A 16,683-nucleotide genomic window follows, 5' to 3' on the forward strand; every position below is an offset into this window, starting at 1 on the left:
GCCACGACGCGCCATCGTACAGGCGGGGTTCCGTCGCTTTTGCCGGCCCGGTGCGCTCACGGTCGGTTTGCCGGACGGTCACCCGTCGGCCAGCCTGGATGATGACGGAAGGACGACCGTTGTCGATCATCGAGCTGGGCGAGATCCGGGAGGAGCCGGCGTCGGCGCCTCCGGTCCGCCGCCCGCGCGCCGCCGGCCGCCCCCTGCCCAGCGCGGCGTCCCTGCCGGTCCTGCTCTGCCGGCGTTTCGACGGCACGACCGCGTTGTGGAGGTTGACGCGGTGAGCGACTCGGTGATCGACCTCGGCGAGCTGCGGCACGGCACGGACCCGGAGCCGTTACCCCGCCCGCCCCGCGCCGACGGCCGGCAGCTGCGCTGCGCGCTGGTCCTGCTCCTCGCGCTGGTCACGCTCGCTGCCTCCGCCGTGCCACCACCTCGGCGGGCCCCGGTGACGCTGCCGACCCAGCCCGGGGCCGACGTCATGGTCGACGGTGACCTCGTCCTGGTCATGGAGCCGACAAGCCCGACGCGGCAGGGGCGGCTGGCCGCGTATCGGCTGCCCGGCGGCGAGCCGGTCTGGCAGGCGCCGCTGTCGGCGGAGGCGCGGTACTGGGGAATGACTCCGCTGGGCGGGATGATGCTGGTCACCGGGTACGAGATCGGCCCCGAGGGTCGGGAGACACGCACCGTCGCACTGGACCGGGCGACCGGGGCGTACCGCTGGCAGCAGCCGGGCAGCGTCTTCGAGCTGACCGACGGCAACCTGCTGCTGCGTACCGGTGGCGAGACCCAGCCGTCCGGTCTGCGCGTGGTCGATCCGTGTTGCGGCACAGTGCGTTGGCAGCTGCCCGCCACCACCGCCGAGATCAACGTTCGGGACACCGGGCACGGAGTGGACCGGGTGGTGCTCAACCAGGTGGACGGGCCGGTCGAGGTACGCGACGCGGTCACCGGCGCGGTGCTGGCCCGCGCCGACCTGCGCCCGCCCGACGGTGGTCCGATCAGAGTGGACCTGACGAAGGACCTGCTGCTGGCCATCGACAGAGGTTCCGGCACGGTCGCCGCGTACGGGCTGGACCAGCTCGACCAACGCTGGAGCCGCGCGGGTGTCAACGTGGACTTCGCGCTGGACTGCGGCCCCGTCCTGTGCGTGCGCACCGGCAACAACGAACTCCAGGCGATCGACACCGCAACCGGCGCGTTGCGCTGGCGCAACAGCCGGTGGGGTTGGGCCTGGCCGTACGACGGTCGGCTGCTGGTCAACGTGTTGAGCAGCGAAGACGGGCCGGAGCACTTCGTCGTGCTCGATCCGCTGACCGGGCGGGAGCTGGCCGACCTGGGCCGGTGGGACCTCTACCAACTCAGTGTCGGTGGTCGGCTGGTCGGCACACGACGGCATCCCGACGGCGGGGTGGTCGTCGGCGAGGTGGACGTCCGCGCCGGGAAGGTGCAGGTCCTGGACGTGCTGCCCCAGGCCATCGGCGAGTGTCAGGCGATGACCGGTCACCTGGTGTGCGGTGCCGCCCCGGCCGGCTCGTACCGGATCTGGCAGTTGCCCGACTGACTACCAGTTCGCCTGAGCGGGCCGCGGGGGCAGCGGCACCGACGGGGGCCGCAGCACGTACGCCACACCGCCGCTGCCGCGCTGCCAGACCGCCTCGAACCGCTGCCGGGGCACGGTACGGCGGACCGCGTCGTCGTCCGGGGCGTACGGGTCGTTGAGCACCGGGTCGCCGTCGACGGTGAAGCCGACCAGCACCATCAGGTGCCCTGCCGTGTCGTACCCGAGCCCCGGCACCTCGTCGGCCCGGAACGCGGCGGAGACGATCAGGGGGATGCCGGCCGTGATGAACGCCTCCGCCTCGACCAGCGACCGCAGCCGGGTGACGAACGCGTCCACCCCGTACCGGCCGGCGTACGCGGTGTTGAACGACCAGTTGCCCGCCCCGGCGTACGCGTGGTCGTAGCAGTGTCGGGCGGCGTGCACCACCACCGGACGCGGGCCGGGCGGCTCCACCCAGGCGTAGTGCTCCGGGGTCGGCTCGGCACCCCAGTGGGCGAGCACCATCGAGGTGCAGGTGGGGCTGCACCAGGAGTCGCCGCCGCCTCCCCACTGCGGGTACTGGCCGGCGTGCAGCCGCTGCGAGTAGCGGGGCACGTCCAGCACCCGGCCCCAGGCGGCGGACGAGGCGGGCTGCGCGTACCCCTGGTCGGTGCCCGTGGGACCGGTCGCGACCGCGCCGATGCCGCGCAGCACCGGGCCGGTCGGGCTTTCCGCCGGCCGGCACAGGGTGACCCGCGCCTGCCAACCGGTGACCGTCGCGCCGGTCACGATCAGGGTGTCGGTGTCGACCCGGGCGTCGGCGTCGCGCTGCCCGGGCACGGAGGTGCGTCGTACCGCCCGGTCGTCGGCCGCCCAGCGGGCCAACCGGTACCAGCAGGTGCTCGGCGCGTCATCGTGCCAGCCGCGCAGCTCGACCTCGATCCAGCAGCCGGCCGGGGTGTCGGCGGTCCAGGACGGCACCACCTCGGTGACGGCGAAGCCGACCCGCACCGGTGGCGACGTCCAGGTGCCCCGCTGGTTCACGCCGCCGAGGGCCAGCCCTCGACCCGTGGCGAGCAGGCCGTCGCCGTTGCCGGCCGTCGTGTCGGCCGGCAGGTGGAAACCCCGGTAGGCGATGTCCCGCCCGGTGGTTGGTGCCGCGATGGTCATGCCAGGTCCGTCCGTCCTTCGGTGCCGCGGGCCAGCATCGCGTACGCCGAGATGGTCCGCAACGCCGACCGGCGCGGGCGGCGAGGGACGATGGTTGCCGACCGGCACTAGGTTGTCGGTGGTCAGCAGCGAGGAGGCCGGGATGCGGGTACTGGTGGTGGAGGACGAGCGCAACCTCGCCGACGCGATCGCGCGAGGGTTGCGCAAACGGGGGATGGCCGTCGACGTGGCGTACGACGGCGACGCCGGCCACGAGGCGGCGTTCGTCACCCGGTACGACGTGGTGGTGCTCGACCGGGACCTGCCGGGCGTGCACGGTGACCAGATCTGCGCCGACCTGGCGGCCTCCGGCGCGCTGACCCGGGTGCTGATGCTCACCGCGAGCGGCACGGTGGCCGACCGGGTGGAGGGGTTGCAGCTCGGAGCGGACGACTACCTGCCCAAACCGTTCGCCTTCGACGAACTGGTCGCCCGGGTGCAGGCGCTGGGCCGGCGGGCAACCCCGGCCGCGCCGCCAGTGCTCGAACTGGCCGACCTGGTGCTCGACCCGGCCCGTCGGGTGGCCACCCGCGCCGGCGTGCCGGTGGACCTCACCAACAAGGAGTTCGGAGTGCTGAGCGAGCTGCTCAAGGCTCGTGGCGCGGTGGTCTCCAGCGAGGAGCTGCTGGAACGGGTCTGGGACGCGAACACGGACCCTTTCACCACCATCGTCCGGGTCACCGTGATGACGCTTCGCAAGAAGCTCGGCGACCCGCCGTTGATCGAAACGGTGGTCGGCGCGGGCTACCGCACCGCCGAGGTCGGCGCGTGAGCCGCCGGTTGCGGCCCACCCTGCGGTTGCGGTTGACAGTGCTCAACGGGGTGCTGCTGATCGGGGCCGGGGCGATCCTCGTGCTGCTGGCCTGGCTGCTGGTCCGTGACGCGCTGCGACCCACCGACGAGTTGCTGCCCGGCACGGTCGTGCTGCTGGCCGACGGCGAGTCGATGGACGCCGCCCAGTGGCAGCGGCAACTCGTCGACGCCGCCTCCGGGGAGTTGCTGGCCAAGGGCCTCGTCGCGCTGTTGGCGGTCAGCGTCGTCGGGGTGGCCGGCGCGTACGCGGTCGCCGGGCGGGCGCTACGCCCACTGCACCAGGTCACCGCGACCGCCCAGCGGCTCGGCGAGGCGACCCTGGACCAGCGGATCGGCTACTCGGGCGCCGACGACGAGGTGGCCGAGCTGGCCAAGACGTTCGACGCCATGCTGGACCGGATCGCGTCCGCCTTCGAGGCGCAGAAGCGCTTCGTGGCGAACGCCTCGCACGAGCTGCGTACCCCGCTCGCCGTGATGCGCACCGAGATCGACGTGACGCTCAGCGACGACGACGCGGACGCCGCCGAGTACCGCCGGATGGCCACAGTGGTCCGTGACGCCTCGGAGCGGGCCAACGGCCTGGTGGACGCGCTGCTGGTGCTGGCGCGCAGCGAGGCCCAGGCCGGGCGACAGTTGGGCCGGCGTACCGAGTGTGACCTCGCCGCCGGCACCGCCAACGCGCTGTCCGCGATGCGCCGGGAGGTGGAACGGATCGGGCTGCGGGTCCAGACGTCGCTGGAGTCCGCTCCGGTGGTCGGCGACCCGGGGCTGCTCGACCGGTTGGCCGGCAACCTCATCGAGAACGCGGTCCGCTACAACCACCTGCACGGCCGGCTCTGGGTGCGCACCGGCACCGACGGCGACCGGTCCTGGCTGGTGGTGGGCAACACCGGCTTCGAGGTGGACCAGGCCGACGTGCCGGGGCTGTTCGAGCCGTTCCGGCGCGGTGGCCGGGAACGGACCGGGGCCCGCGGCTCCGGCCTGGGGCTGTCCATCGTCCGGGCGGTCTGCACGGCGCACGGCGGCACCGTACGGGTGATCGCCCAGTCGGGTGGCGGTCTGGAGGTGACTGTCACCCTCCCGTCGGCGGACGCCCCGGCTCTGCCCGCCGCCGGCTGAACGGGGTTGCGCGGGACGCGCACCCGCTGAAAAGATCACCGAGTCAGCTCGGAGAGTGAAGGGGGGTGCGTCGATGTCCACCAATCATGACTCCGCACCCCGGGTCTTCGCAGGCTGACCCCGGGCCGGCGGAGCGTCCTCATCCGAACATGGAGGACCACCCGTGTATCCACGGATCCGCAACATCAGTTTTGACTGTCACGACACGTACGCCCTGGCGGGCTTCTGGGCCGCCGTGCTCGGGTACGCCCGGCACTCCGAGGACGCCCCGGGTGACCCGGAGGCGGCCCTGCTGCCGCCGGACGACGCCACCCCGAACCTGTTCTTCCAAGAGGTGCCGGAGGAGAAGGTGACCAAGAACCGGCTCCACATCTGCCTGGAACCTGTCGACCGGACCAGGGATGAGGAGGTCGAGCGGGTGCTCGGCCTCGGTGCCACAGTGGTCGCCGACCGTCGGCACGCCGACGGCACCGGCTGGGCGGTGCTCGCCGACCCGGAGGGGAACGAGTTCTGCGTGGTCCGCAGCGCCGGGGAACGTGTCGCCACCACCACCGTGGAGGACCAGCTGTGAGTTCGACGATCCACAACATCAGCATCGACTGTCACGACACGTACGCCCTGGCCGGCTTCTGGGCGCAGGTCTTCGACTGCCCCCGGCAGCCCGACGACTTTCCCGGCGACCCGGAGGCGATGCTTCTGCCGCCGGGCGGCCCGGAGGTGCTGTTCATCGCCGTGCCCGAGGGCAAGACGGTGAAGAACCGGCTGCACCTGGACCTGCAACCCGCCGACCGCACCCGGGCCGAGGAGGTCGAGCGACTGCTCGGCATCGGCGCGACGCTCGTCGCCGACCAGGTCAGCCCGACCGGCGGCGGGTGGGTGGTGCTCGCCGACCCGGAGGGCAACGAGTTCTGCGTGCTCGGCAACGCCGCCGAGCGGGCGGCGGCAGCGGCGGCACGGGCCGCGGCGGGAGACGACGCAGCGGCCTGACCGCCAGCGTACGGCTCGGGGCCCCGGTCACCCTCGGGTGGCCGGGGCCCCGGCACCACGCTGCCCGGGCAGGCACCCGACCGCCGAGTCAGGAACGCGGTGAGGGCGCGTCCTGGCTTTCGGCGACGCCGGCGAGTTGTGCGGTCACCGAACCCCAGCCGTCCGCGAAGCCGATCTTCTCGTGCAGGTCACGAGCGGCGGGATCACCGTGGCGGACGATGACCCGGTAGTCCGTGCCGTCCGGGTGGTCCTTCATGGTGATCTCCGCGGTCATCGGGACCGGGCTGGGGTTTGCGGGTCGCCAAGCGCTGTCGATCACGTTCGTGAACACGATCCGCTCATGATCGTCGACGACGAGGAAGCACGCGTCGAGGTGTGGGACGAACTCCACCCCGTCATCGCTCAGTCGGGTCACCAGCGCGCCGCCGGGCCGGACGTCCAGGCGGTCGACGCGGCACAGGGACGGCGCGGGGATCCACCACTTCGCGAAGCGGGACGGGTCGGTCCAGGCGTTCCACACGGCGGCGCGGGGGGCGCGGATGACCCGCGTCATGGTCAGGTCCAGGTCGGGATTCACTGCTGATCCTCCTGCTGATCGGTGACGAGGCGTTCGAGGCGATCCGTGCGCTCTTCCCAGATCCGGCGCTGCTCCGCGAGCCAGTCGTCAACGAGGGCGAGGCGCTCGCGGTTGAGCACGCAGGTGCGCACCCGGCCGGACTTGGTCGTGCGAATCAGCCCGTTCGATTCGAGCGTCTGCACGTGCTTCATGAACGAAGGAAGGGTCATTGGGAACTCGCGGGCGAGATCGCCGACGCTCGTCGGGCCGTGGCCGAGGCGTCGGATGACCCAGCGCCGGGTCGGGTCAGCGAGGGCGACGAACACGCCGTCGAGCTGCGCCGAATACTGTGCCATGTGGCTAAGTGTCGCGTGAAGTGACACTTAGCGCAAGAGCAAAGTATCCGGCGATCCTCGATCGTGTTTCGCTGGGTCGGCGGTGGCCAGGGCCGGCGGCGCAGAGCACGGGGCCCCGGCCACCCGAGGGTGGGCGGGGCCCCGTCGCCGACCGTCAGGAGCGCTGCTCGACCTGGCCCCGGATCGTGACGAACTCGGCCTTGGCCTGTTCGGCGGACTTGAAGTACATGACCACCATGCCCAGGCTGCCCTTGTCGGCCCAGACGCAGACGCCCAGCGGCACGCTCTCCGCCTTGCCGTCGCCGCAGCTCGCCTCACCGCCGAGTGGGCCGGGATCGACGGCCACCAGGTTGGTCACCGTCAGCTCGCTGGAGAGCTTGCTGATGGCGGTGTCCATCTCCTTCTTCGGGTCGGACATCAGGCCGGACGCGCCGGCGATCATGACGAGGTCCTGCTTGGTCGGGTCGCCGTAGAAGGCGCCGACCGTGCTGGTCTCGTTCTGCACCGACGACTTCATCTCGCGGACCAGCTGGTCGGCGGCCGCCTGGAGCTCCGCGTCGGTGACCTTCGGCCGACCGGCGAGGGTGGCCGGCGCGACGAGGCGGGTCTTGCTGGCGTCGACGACGTCGCCCACCGGCCCCTTGACCGCGAGCCAGGTGATCACCGCGCCGCCGACGCAGAGCACCAGCACCACGGCCAGCACGATCAGCACGATCTTGCCGACTTTCGACTTCTTCGCCGGCTGCGGGGGACCGAGGAGGCTGGGATCGCCGTACGGCTGACCCGGCTGCGCGGGCGGGAATCCCTGCTGCTGCGGCGGGGGCCAACCACCGGGCTGCTGCGGCTGGCCCGGCTGACCGGGCTGCTGCGGCGGGGTGGGGGAATCGTGCGGCGGGCCGTAGGGGTTGGCCGGCGGCTGGGACATCAGTCAGCTCCAAGTTGGGGGTGCAAAGCGCGTGATCTTAACCCGCCCAGGACCCCGGCGTTGTCCCTGCACAGGCCCCTGCCAGCCGCCATGTGATCACAAGCAGTCGCGGTGGCCGGGTCGTCCACCAGGGACGCTCCGACCACCGCGACGGTGGTGCTGCGATCGGTCAGGCCGGCAGGCTCGCCGCCCCGCGCGGCAGGAACCGCTGACCGGTGACCCGCTCGGACGTGCCGGTCCGGTCCAGGTACGGGGTGACCCCACCCAGGTGGAACGGCCAACCGGCGCCCAGGATCATGCACAGGTCGATGTCCTGAGCCTCGGCGACCACGCCCTCGTCCAGCATCAGCCGGATCTCCTGCGCGAGCGCGTCGAGCGCGTTCTGGCGTACCTGCTCGGCGGTCAGCGGCTGGTCACCGACCACGAGCAGCTTGGCCACCTCGTCGTTGACCTGGTCGTCGACCACGATCGGTTGGCCCGAGTCGGCGATCCGCTTGAGGTTCTCGCTGACACCGAACCGGTCCGGGTACGCGGCGTGCAGAGTGCCGCCCACGTGGTACGCGACGGCCGGCCCGACCAGCTGGAGCAGGGCCAACGGGCGCATCGGCAGGCCCAGCGGGTCCAGTGCGCTGTTGGCCACGTCCAGCGGGGTGCCCTGGTCGACAGCGGCGAAGACGGTGCCCAGGAAGCGGGTGAGCAGCCGGTTCACCACGAACGCCGGAGCGTCCTTGACCAGCACGCTCGACTTCTTGAGCTGCTTGCCGACCGCGAACGCGGTGGCCAGCGTGACGTCGTCGGTGCGCTCGCCCCGGACGATCTCCAGCAGCGGCAGCACCGCCACCGGGTTGAAGAAGTGGAAGCCGACCACCCGCTCCGGGTGCTCCAGCTCGGCGGCCATCTCGGTGATCGACAGCGAACTGGTGTTGGTGGCGAGCACCGCCTCCGGGGAAACGATCTTCTCCAGTTCGGCCCAGACCTGCTTCTTGACGCCCAGGTCCTCGAAGACCGCCTCGATGACGAAGTCGGCGTCCGCGAAGGCGCTCTTGTCGACAGTGCCGCTGACCAGGCCGTACAGCTTGGCGGCGGTGTTCTTGTCCATCCGGCCCTTGGTGACGGCCTTCTCGATCTGGGTGTGCACGTAGCCGACGCCCTTGTCCACCCGGGACTGGTCGAGGTCCGACATCACCACCGGCACCTGGAGGCGGCGGGCGAACAGCAGCGCCAACTGGCTGGCCATCAGGCCGGCGCCGACGATGCCGACCTTGGTGATGGTGCGGGCCAGGCCCTTGTCCGGCGCGCCGGCCGGCCGCTTGGCCCGCCGCTGCACCAGGTCGAAGGCGTACAGACCGCTGCGCAGCTCCTCGGAGAAGACCAGGTCCGCGAGGGCCTCGTCCTCGGCGGCGGTGCCGGCGGCGAAGTCGCCGTCCTTCGCCGTCTCCAGCAGGTCGAGGGCCTTGTACGCGGCCGGGACCGCGCCGTGCAGTCGCTGGTTCAGCGTCTCCCGGGCGAAGTAGAGCACGCCCGCCCACATGTCCTTGTCGACCTCGGGCCGCGTCACGGTGACCTGGCCCCGGACCACCCCGGCGGCCCACTCCAGGGACCGCTCCAGGAAGTCGGCCGGCTCCAGCAGGATGTCAGCGATGCCCAGCTCGGCGGCCTGCTTCGGCTTGAGCATCTTGTTCTGCATGAGCGGGTTCTGAATGATCACCTGGGTGGCGGCGGGAATGCCGATCAGGTTCGGCAGCAGCTGGGTGCCGCCCCAGCCCGGCACCAGACCGAGGGAGACCTCGGGCAGGGCCAGAGCCGCCGCACCACCGGAGAGCGTCCGGTAGTGGCAGTGCAGCGCCAGCTCCAGGCCGCCGCCCATCGCCGCGCCGTTGACGAACGCGAAGGTGGGGACGGTGCTGTCCTTGAGTCGGGCGAAGACCCGGTGACCCAGCCGGCCGATCTCCAGCGCCTGTGCGCGGTCGGCGAGCTGCGGCAGGCCGACGATGTCCGCGCCCACGCAGAAGATGTACGGCTTGCCGGTCACCGCGATGAACGCCGGGTCGGCGGCGAGCGCGGCGGTGATCGCTTCGTCGAGGCTGGCCAGGCCACCCGGGCCGAACGTGTTCGGCTTGGTGTGGTCGAAGCCGTTGTCGAGGGTGATCAGCGCGGCGGGCCGGTCCAGCCCCGGCACGTTCACCTGGCGCAGCAGCGCCCTGGTGACGACCTCGTTCGGTGCGGCGAGCGCGCTCACTTGTTGCCCTCCGTCCAGTGCGGGTTCTCCCAGATGACAGTGCCGCCCATGCCGATGCCGATGCACATTGCCGTGAGGCCGTAGCGAACCTCGGGGTGCTCGGCGAACTGGCGGGCCAGCTGCGTCATCAGCCGTACGCCGGAGGAGGCCAGCGGGTGACCGATGGCGATCGCGCCGCCCCACGGGTTGACCCGCGCGTCGTCGTCGGCGATGCCGAAGTGGTCGAGGAACGCGAGCACCTGCACGGCGAACGCCTCGTTCAGCTCGAACAGGCCGATGTCGTCGATGCTGAGCCCGGCCAGGCGCAGCGCCTTCTCCGTCGACGGGATCGGGCCGACGCCCATCACCTCTGGCTCCACACCGACGAAACCGAATGACACCAACCGCATGGCGATCGGCAGGCCCAGCTCACGGGCGGTGGCCTCGTCGGCGAGCAGGCTCGCGGTGGCGCCGTCGTTCAGGCCGGCCGCGTTGCCCGCGGTGACCTTGCCGTGCGGGCGGAACGGGGTCTTCAGGGTGGCGAGCTTCTCCAGCGAGGTGTCCCGTGGGGCTTCGTCCACAGTGGCCAGGCCCCAGCCGCCCTCCGCGTCGCGGATCGACATCGGCACCAGGTCGTCCTGGAGCTTGCCGTTGGCGTACGCCTTGGCGGTCTTCTGCTGCGAGGCGAGCGCGAACGCGTCGGTGCGTGCCTTGGTGATGTGCGGGACCAGGTCGTGCAGGTTCTCCGCGGTGGAGCCCATGACCAGCGCGGACGGGTCGACCAGCTTCTCCGCGATGATGCGCGGGTTGGGGTCGACGCCCTCACCCATCGGGTGACGGCCCATGTGCTCGACACCACCCGCGATGGCGATGTCGTACGCGCCCATGGCGATGCCGCTGGCCACGGTGGTCACCGCGGTCATCGCGCCGGCGCACATGCGGTCGATGGCGAAGCCGGGAACGGTCTTGGGCAGACCCGCCAGCAGCGCGGCGGTGCGGCCGATGGTGAGGCCCTGGTCACCGATCTGGGTGGTGGCCGCGATGGCGACCTCCTCGACCCGCTCCGGGGGCAGCTGCGGGTTGCGGCGCAGCAGTTCACGGATGCAGCGGATCACCAGATCGTCGGCGCGGGTGTTGGCGTACATGCCACCCGCCTTGCCGAACGGGGTACGGACGCCATCGACGAAGACGACATCCCGAACTTCACGGGGCACTTGAGCCTCCTATTCGACCATGATCCGGCCTTCGCGCCGAGCGGCACTGCGGACTGAACCAAGGGTCGCCGACACGGGCACGTTCCCTCGAAATGCTACTCGCCAGTAACCAACCCCGTCCCAACCCCCCGCTGTGGCCCACCCCACACTGCCTGGTGACCCACGCCCCCGGGCGCGGGGCCGCGCCGTGGGGTCAGGGGGTGGGGTCCAGGGCTTCGGTCAGGTCGGGTGTGAGGAGGCCGATCTGCCACTCGCGGGCGTTGAGACCGCGCAGGGTCTCCGCGACCGTCTCCTCGGTCAGCTCCTCCGGCGGGGTCCAGGCCAACCGGCGAACCGAATCCGGCGTGATCAGGTTTTCCGGCGGCAGGTTGTGCTCACCGGCGATGCGGATGACCACCTCCCGGCAGCGGGCCAGTCGACCCGCCGCCACCGGGTCCCGTTCGGCCCAGCGGTGCGGCGGGGGCGGGCCCTCCACGGTCGGGGAGACCGGCAGGGAGTCCTCCGGGAGCTGCCGGGCGTCGTCGAGCGCGGCGAGCCAGGTGCGAGCCAACCGCCGCACCGACCGGCCGCCGAAACCGGGCAGGGTCAGCAGGGTCTTCTCGTCCTTCGGGTCCAACTCGGCCGCGGCGATGATCGCCGAGTCGGGCAACACCCGACCGGGCGCGGCGTCCCGTCGGGAGGCGATCTGGTCCCGGGCGTACCACATGGAGCGGACCCGGGCCTGGGCCCGCGCTCCCCGCAGCCGGTGGATGCCCGACGTGCGCCGCCAGGGCTCGGCGCGGACCCGCGGTGGGCGCGCCCCGGTGCGGACCAGCGCGGCGAACTCTTCCGCGGCCCAGGCCGACTTGCCCTGCCGGGTCAGCTCGGCGTCGAGCGCGTCGCGCAGGTCGGTGAGCAGCTCCACGTCGAGAGCGGCGTACGTCAGCCACGACTCGGGCAACGGTCGGCTCGACCAGTCGGCCGCCGAGTGGTGCTTCTCCAGGGTGAACCCGAGTAGCTGCTCGGTCAGCGCGGCCAGCCCGACCCGTTCGAATCCGGCCAGCCGAGCAGCCAGTTCGGTGTCGAACAACCGGCGCGGGCGCAGCCCCACCTCGGCCAGGCAGGGCAGATCCTGACTGGCCGCGTGCAGCACCCACTCGGCCTCGCCGATCGCCGCGTCCAGCGTGCTGAGGTCCGGCAGCGGCAGCGGGTCGATCAGCGCCGTACCCGCGCCGGCCCGGCGCAGTTGCACCAGGTACGCGCGCTGGCTGTAGCGGTAACCGGAGGCTCGCTCGGCGTCCAGGGCGACGGGGCCGGTGCCCGCCGCGAAACGGGCCACGACCTCGGCAAGCTCGGCCGGAGCGGCCACCGGGTCAGGGGTGCCGTCACGCGGGGCGATCAGCGGAACGGGCCCACCGTCGGCCGGGTCGGCTCCCTCGCCTGCCAGCTGCGGCTGGGCCGACGGCGGGTGCTGGGGTGCGTCTCCCGGAAGTTCTTCGGTGGGCCGACGGCGCAGGGGTGGTTCGTCGGTCACCTGCCAACCCTAGTGCGCGCGATGATCCGGCGGGTGCAGCCGGTCCGGGGTGTGTCGGTCAGGTGTCCGCAAGGTGTCCCTTCGGATGCCGGACATCGGGGGAGACAAAGCCCGATCGCACAGGTACGTTCCATCGAACCGCCGGCCGGGACGACGAGTCGACGGCGGCGGGAAGACCACGGGGAAAGGCACGACGATCATGACGGCTGGCTTCGGTTCGGGGGACGGGCGACCGGCGGGTGCCGGACCCGACGACGCGAGCGGGTCGATGGCCGGTCGGCCCGGTCCGCTGCCACCGCGCATCGAGCCCCAACCGGCTTCGACCTGGTCCACGCCCCCCTCGGGCGGCACGGATCCGGCCCGTCCCGTCCCCGCACCGCGCCCCGAGCGTCCCGTCCCGCCCAACACCGGGCAGTGGGGCCCGCCGCCTACCCCGTTCGGCAGCGCCGGGCAGCATGGCCCGGGCGCTCCGGCGGTCGCCCCCGGCCCCGGCGCCTACCCGCCGGCCGCATCCGGGTTTCCGGGCGTGGCCGGTTATCCGCTGCCCGGTCCGGCCGGCGCTGCGCCCTCCACTACCGGCGGTCACCCCGGCGGCCCCGCATACTGGCCAGCGTCTCCGCCGACCGACCGGCCCACGCGTCGTCGTTGGCCGGCCGCGCTCGCCACGGTGGCCGTCGTCGTGCTCGCGGCGGTGGCCGGGCTCCAGGCGTACCAGCTCGACCGGCTCGGCGACCGGCTCGCCGACACCGACCGCCGGCTGGCGCAGGCCCAGGACGGCGACCTCGCCCGCCTCGACAGCCTGGACAAGCGCGCGGAGGCGCTGGAGAAGCAGGCGGGTGCCGCGTTCAACCCGGAGGCGGTGGCCAGCGCGGTGCTGCCCAGCGTGTTCCGGGTCCGGGCCGGTGAGTTCACCGGCACCGCGTTCGCGGTGGGCAAGCCGGCGAGCGGCGGCGGGACGAACCTGTTCACCAACTTCCACGTGGTCGAGGCCGTCTGGGACGGCGGCGGCCGCGAAGTGTTCCTGGAGCGCACCAGCCAGCGCTTCCCGGCGACCATCGTCAAGGTCGACAAGACCAACGACGTGGCGCACCTGCGTGCCACCGGCAAGTTCACCGGCCTGGTCACCGCGCCCGCGGCGGCGAAGTCCGGCCAGCAGATCGTCGTCGTCGGCGCACCGCTCGGCCTGGAGGACAGCGTGACCACCGGTGTGGTGAGCGCGCTGCGGCCGGCCCAGGGCGGGTCCGGGCCGGCGATCCAGTTCGACGCCCCGATCAACCCCGGCAACTCCGGCGGGCCGGTGATCAACGGCAGCAAGGAGGTTGTCGGCATCGCCACCGCCAAGGCGCGCAACGCCGAGGGCATCGGGCTGGCCGTACCGATCAAGGTCGCCTGCGACGGCTTCAAGATCTGCTGAACCGGTGACCGGCGACGCCGCCGGCCGCACGCACCACCCACGGCCATCGCCGACCCATCGCCGACCCATCGCCGACCCGGCTGATCAGCCGGCATCAGGCGATCTCTTCGCAGCACGCCACCGCGCCTGCCGAGGCGGGCACGCCCATCTGGAGGAATGAAGATGTCCCACCCATCGCCCGAGCCGCAGGCTGTCCCGCCGGCCTCTCCGACACCCCCCGACCCCGACCGGACCGTGGCGCACGCCGCAGGTCCCCAGGCCGGTCCGTCCGGTGCTGAAGCGACCGTTTCACAGCAGGCCGTGCCGCAGTCGACCAGCGCCGACCCGACCGTCCCACACCCGGTCGCCCAGCCCGCCCCGCAGTCGTACGCGCCGGGGCAGGCCCCGCCGCAGTACCCCGCGAACCCTCCCGTGCCACCCCAGTACGGCATGCCGCAGGGCTCGCCGGGCTACCCCGCCAGCGCCCCGCCGTACCCCGGCCAGCCGATGTCCGCGCCGCCGGTCTCCGGCCCGGGGTACGGGCCGCCGTACGGCCCTCCCGGTGCGCCGGCGGCCGGGCGGGGTCGGGCGGTGCTGGTGCTGGCCCTGGTGGCCGCGCTGCTCTTCGTCGTCAGCGGCGTGATGACCGGGCTGTTCGTGACGAAGAACAACGAGCTCAACCGCACCGAGAAGCGTCTCACCGGTCAGGTCAGCGAGCGCGACGGCACCATCGCCGCCAACGCCACCGAGATCACGAGGCTGAAGGCCGACCTGGGGACGATGCAGGCGAAGCTCGACAACACCGAGCAGGACCTGACCGGCACCCGCAACGACCGTGACGAGCAGGCCCGGCAGAAGACGGTCATCGCGAGCTGCCTGGACAAGCTGACGACCGCGCTGGGAGCGGCGGGGGCCGGCAACAAGGCCGCCTACGACGCGGCGATGAAGGGCCTCGACAAGGTCTGCGACGAGGCGGAGAACTACCTGTAGCCCCCGCCGCCCCTCGCCGGGTCAGGCTGCGCCGGCGGGGCGGCGGTCGGACAGGGCCGTCACGCCGGGTGGGGGGAGGCCGGCCGTGGAGGCGAGCAGCGCACACCAGCCGAGCAGGTGCGCGCTCAGGTCGTCGTCGACAGGGGTCCAGGAGGCGCGGATCTCGATGTCACCGACGGTCGGTGGGCCGGCGAGGTCACCGAACCGGGTCGACATGGTCTGCGTCACCGTCCCGCCGATCGCCCGGTGGCTGGCGTCCTGGGCGTCCAACGCGTCGGTCAGCCACGTCCAGCCAACCCCGGGCAGCAGCGGGTCGGCGGCCAGGTCGACCTCCAACTCGGCGGTCACGTAGGTGACCAACCGCAGGGTGCCCTGCCACGCCTCGTGCCCGACCGGGTCGTGCAGCAGGATCAGCCGGCCGGTGGCCACCTCGTCGCCGTCGCGCAGCACGGCCGCGGAGAGCGCGAACGCGTACGGGGCGAGCCGCTGGGGTGCGCCGACCTCTTCCAGGGTGATCTCCGGCCGGGGGGCCGCCGACCGCAGCCCGGCGACCGCGCGGGCGAACGTCTCCGGGAGCGCGATCGGGGGGGCCATGTCGGCAGCCTATGCCGCCGCCCGTCCCCCGCTTCGACGGCGCGCCGACGCTCATCGAGGGGCCCCGGCTCCGACGTGGGCGTAAGGAACGGTGCCCTTCATCTCACCCCCACCCGGGTGGGGGTGGTGGGCGTGGCACGATTGCGGCGATGACCACGGACACCACGGGCACTGTCGCCCGAGACGGAGAATCCCGCCCCGGCGGACCGGCCGACTCGCCCTTCATTCGGGCCTGCCGACGCCGGCCCGGCCCGCACACCCCGGTCTGGTTCATGCGCCAGGCCGGCCGCTCGCTGCCGGAATACCGGGAGATCCGGGCGAGCGTGCCGATGCTGGAGTCCTGCCGCCGCCCGGAGCTGGTCACCGAGATCACTCTTCAGCCGGTGCGCCGGCACGGGGTGGACGCGGCGATCCTGTTCAGCGACATCGTGGTGCCCGTGGCCGCGGCCGGCGTCGACCTGGACATCGTGCCGGGCACCGGCCCGGTCGTCGCCGAGCCGATCCGCACCGCTTCCGACGTGGAGCGGATCCGCCCGATCACCCGCGAGGACGTCTGGTACGTCGACGAGGCCGTCCGGCAGTTGGTCGTCGAGCTGGGTGACACCCCGCTGATCGGTTTCGCCGGCGCGCCGTTCACCCTGGCCAGCTACCTGGTCGAGGGCGGGCCGTCGCGGACCCACGCGAAGACCAAGGCCCTGATGTACGGCGATGAGGAGCTGTGGCACGCGCTCTGCGGCCGGCTGGCCGAGGTGACGCTGGCTTTCCTTCGGGTGCAGATCGACGCCGGCGTGTCCGCCGTGCAGCTCTTCGACTCGTGGGCCGGGGCGCTCTCCGAGGCCGACTACCGCCGTTACGTGCTGCCGCACTCGACCGCCGTGCTGAGCGGGCTGGCCCACGCCGGGGTGCCGCGGATCCACTTCGGGGTGGGCACCGCCGAGCTGTTGGGCGCGATGGGTGAGGCCGGCGCGGACGTGGTCGGTGTCGACTGGCGTACCCCGCTGGACGTGGCCACCGGCCGGATCGGCCCGGACAAGGCGGTGCAGGGCAACCTGGACCCGTGCGTGCTGCTCGCGCCGTGGCCGGTGGTCGAGGCCGAGGTGCGCCGGATCCTGGAGCAGGGCCGGGCGGCCCCCGGGCACGTGTTCAACCTCGGTCACGGAGTGCTGCCGGAGACCGACCCGGAGGTGCTGACCCGGGTGGTCGCGCTGGTGCACGAGCTGTCCAGCCGCCGGGCCGACCAGGGCTGACCGGCG

At 72.5% G+C, this 16,683-nt stretch carries 17 protein-coding genes; 9 read left to right on the forward strand and 8 right to left on the reverse strand.

The annotated features are described in order from the left end of the window. Positions 1 to 119 precede the first annotated feature (119 nt). Together HNR22_RS26975 and HNR22_RS26980 are read left to right on the forward strand one after the other, a co-directional pair. Positions 120 to 284 carry a hypothetical protein gene (locus HNR22_RS26975; RefSeq protein WP_179782708.1) on the forward strand — a complete coding sequence of 55 codons (165 nt, stop codon included), beginning with the start codon at positions 120 to 122 and terminating at the stop codon, positions 282 to 284. Beyond that, positions 281 to 1,564: an outer membrane protein assembly factor BamB family protein gene (locus HNR22_RS26980; protein WP_179782709.1), complete on the forward strand. Its 1,284-nt coding sequence runs from the start codon at positions 281 to 283 to the stop codon at positions 1,562 to 1,564. The genes HNR22_RS26975 and HNR22_RS26980 overlap by 4 nt, the downstream gene beginning before the upstream one ends. Here HNR22_RS26980 and HNR22_RS26985 read toward each other — a convergent pair whose 3' ends face one another. Next, positions 1,565 to 2,713 carry a C39 family peptidase gene (locus tag HNR22_RS26985; protein ID WP_179782710.1) on the reverse strand — a complete coding sequence of 383 codons (1,149 nt, stop codon included), beginning with the start codon at positions 2,711 to 2,713 and terminating at the stop codon, positions 1,565 to 1,567. 142 nt (positions 2,714 to 2,855) lie between these two features. Between HNR22_RS26985 and HNR22_RS26990 the strand changes: the two genes are divergently transcribed. From HNR22_RS26990 to HNR22_RS27005, 4 genes are all read left to right on the forward strand, one after another. Then, positions 2,856 to 3,524 (forward strand): response regulator transcription factor, encoded by a 669-nt coding sequence (locus HNR22_RS26990; protein WP_088951539.1) that lies wholly within the window; start codon positions 2,856 to 2,858, stop codon positions 3,522 to 3,524. Then, positions 3,521 to 4,684, forward strand: a complete 1,164-nt coding sequence (locus HNR22_RS26995; RefSeq protein ID WP_179782711.1) for an ATP-binding protein — start codon at positions 3,521 to 3,523, stop codon at positions 4,682 to 4,684. Before HNR22_RS26990 ends, HNR22_RS26995 begins: the two co-directional genes overlap by 4 nt. Before the next feature lie 163 nt (positions 4,685 to 4,847). Next, complete coding sequence (locus tag HNR22_RS27000; RefSeq protein WP_179782712.1) at positions 4,848 to 5,255, forward strand: VOC family protein; 408 nt, start codon at positions 4,848 to 4,850, stop codon at positions 5,253 to 5,255. Further along, positions 5,252 to 5,671, forward strand: coding sequence for a VOC family protein (locus HNR22_RS27005; RefSeq protein WP_179782713.1), 420 nt, complete (start codon positions 5,252 to 5,254; stop codon positions 5,669 to 5,671). Before HNR22_RS27000 ends, HNR22_RS27005 begins: the two co-directional genes overlap by 4 nt. An 88-nt stretch (positions 5,672 to 5,759) precedes the next feature. Here HNR22_RS27005 and HNR22_RS27010 read toward each other — a convergent pair whose 3' ends face one another. The 6 genes from HNR22_RS27010 to HNR22_RS27035 form a co-directional block, all read right to left on the reverse strand. Beyond that, positions 5,760 to 6,248 carry an SRPBCC domain-containing protein gene (locus HNR22_RS27010; protein ID WP_179782714.1) on the reverse strand — a complete coding sequence of 163 codons (489 nt, stop codon included), beginning with the start codon at positions 6,246 to 6,248 and terminating at the stop codon, positions 5,760 to 5,762. After that, complete coding sequence (locus tag HNR22_RS27015; RefSeq protein ID WP_179782715.1) at positions 6,245 to 6,583, reverse strand: ArsR/SmtB family transcription factor; 339 nt, start codon at positions 6,581 to 6,583, stop codon at positions 6,245 to 6,247. Before HNR22_RS27015 ends, HNR22_RS27010 begins: the two co-directional genes overlap by 4 nt. Positions 6,584 to 6,737: 154 nt before the next feature. Beyond that, positions 6,738 to 7,508 carry a hypothetical protein gene (locus tag HNR22_RS27020; RefSeq protein ID WP_179782716.1) on the reverse strand — a complete coding sequence of 257 codons (771 nt, stop codon included), beginning with the start codon at positions 7,506 to 7,508 and terminating at the stop codon, positions 6,738 to 6,740. 169 nt (positions 7,509 to 7,677) lie between these two features. Further along, positions 7,678 to 9,747: a 3-hydroxyacyl-CoA dehydrogenase NAD-binding domain-containing protein gene (locus HNR22_RS27025; RefSeq protein WP_179782717.1), complete on the reverse strand. Its 2,070-nt coding sequence runs from the start codon at positions 9,745 to 9,747 to the stop codon at positions 7,678 to 7,680. Further along, positions 9,744 to 10,940, reverse strand: coding sequence for an acetyl-CoA C-acyltransferase (locus HNR22_RS27030; protein WP_179782718.1), 1,197 nt, complete (start codon positions 10,938 to 10,940; stop codon positions 9,744 to 9,746). Before HNR22_RS27030 ends, HNR22_RS27025 begins: the two co-directional genes overlap by 4 nt. 193 nt (positions 10,941 to 11,133) lie before the next feature. Further along, positions 11,134 to 12,453, reverse strand: coding sequence for an HRDC domain-containing protein (locus HNR22_RS27035; RefSeq protein WP_179782719.1), 1,320 nt, complete (start codon positions 12,451 to 12,453; stop codon positions 11,134 to 11,136). 199 nt (positions 12,454 to 12,652) lie between these two features. Here HNR22_RS27035 and HNR22_RS27040 point away from each other — a divergent pair, with 199 nt between their 5' ends. Continuing rightward, entirely contained in the window at positions 12,653 to 13,867 is a 1,215-nt protein-coding gene (locus HNR22_RS27040; RefSeq protein WP_179782720.1) for a S1C family serine protease, read from the forward strand. A gap of 300 nt (positions 13,868 to 14,167) precedes the next feature. Beyond that, positions 14,168 to 14,836 (forward strand): hypothetical protein, encoded by a 669-nt coding sequence (locus tag HNR22_RS27045; protein WP_246382818.1) that lies wholly within the window; start codon positions 14,168 to 14,170, stop codon positions 14,834 to 14,836. A 21-nt stretch (positions 14,837 to 14,857) separates the two neighbouring features. On the opposite strand, the gene HNR22_RS27050 is transcribed toward HNR22_RS27045, so the two are convergent. Beyond that, positions 14,858 to 15,430 (reverse strand): DUF3000 domain-containing protein, encoded by a 573-nt coding sequence (locus HNR22_RS27050; protein ID WP_179782722.1) that lies wholly within the window; start codon positions 15,428 to 15,430, stop codon positions 14,858 to 14,860. Between the two features lie 149 nt (positions 15,431 to 15,579). Here HNR22_RS27050 and hemE point away from each other — a divergent pair, with 149 nt between their 5' ends. Further along, positions 15,580 to 16,677: a uroporphyrinogen decarboxylase gene (gene hemE, locus HNR22_RS27055; RefSeq protein ID WP_179782723.1), complete on the forward strand. Its 1,098-nt coding sequence runs from the start codon at positions 15,580 to 15,582 to the stop codon at positions 16,675 to 16,677. Positions 16,678 to 16,683: the final 6 nt, after the last annotated feature.

Origin of the sequence: Micromonospora jinlongensis (genome assembly GCF_013410645.1) — a bacterium.
GTDB lineage: Bacteria > Actinomycetota > Actinomycetes > Mycobacteriales > Micromonosporaceae > Micromonospora > Micromonospora zamorensis.

Bases quoted from the DNA above. Each gene is read 5' to 3' on its own strand.
- HNR22_RS26985 (WP_179782710.1), bottom strand. From the start codon at position 2,713: ATGACCATCGCGGCACCAACCACCGGGCGGGACATCGCCTACCGGGGT.
- HNR22_RS26990 (WP_088951539.1), top strand. From the start codon at position 2,856: ATGCGGGTACTGGTGGTGGAGGACGAGCGCAACCTCGCCGACGCGATC.
- HNR22_RS27015 (WP_179782715.1), bottom strand. From the start codon at position 6,583: ATGGCACAGTATTCGGCGCAGCTCGACGGCGTGTTCGTCGCCCTCGCT.
- HNR22_RS27020 (WP_179782716.1), bottom strand. From the start codon at position 7,508: ATGTCCCAGCCGCCGGCCAACCCCTACGGCCCGCCGCACGATTCCCCC.
- HNR22_RS27040 (WP_179782720.1), top strand. From the start codon at position 12,653: ATGACGGCTGGCTTCGGTTCGGGGGACGGGCGACCGGCGGGTGCCGGA.
- HNR22_RS27050 (WP_179782722.1), bottom strand. From the start codon at position 15,430: ATGGCCCCCCCGATCGCGCTCCCGGAGACGTTCGCCCGCGCGGTCGCC.
- hemE (WP_179782723.1), top strand. From the start codon at position 15,580: ATGACCACGGACACCACGGGCACTGTCGCCCGAGACGGAGAATCCCGC.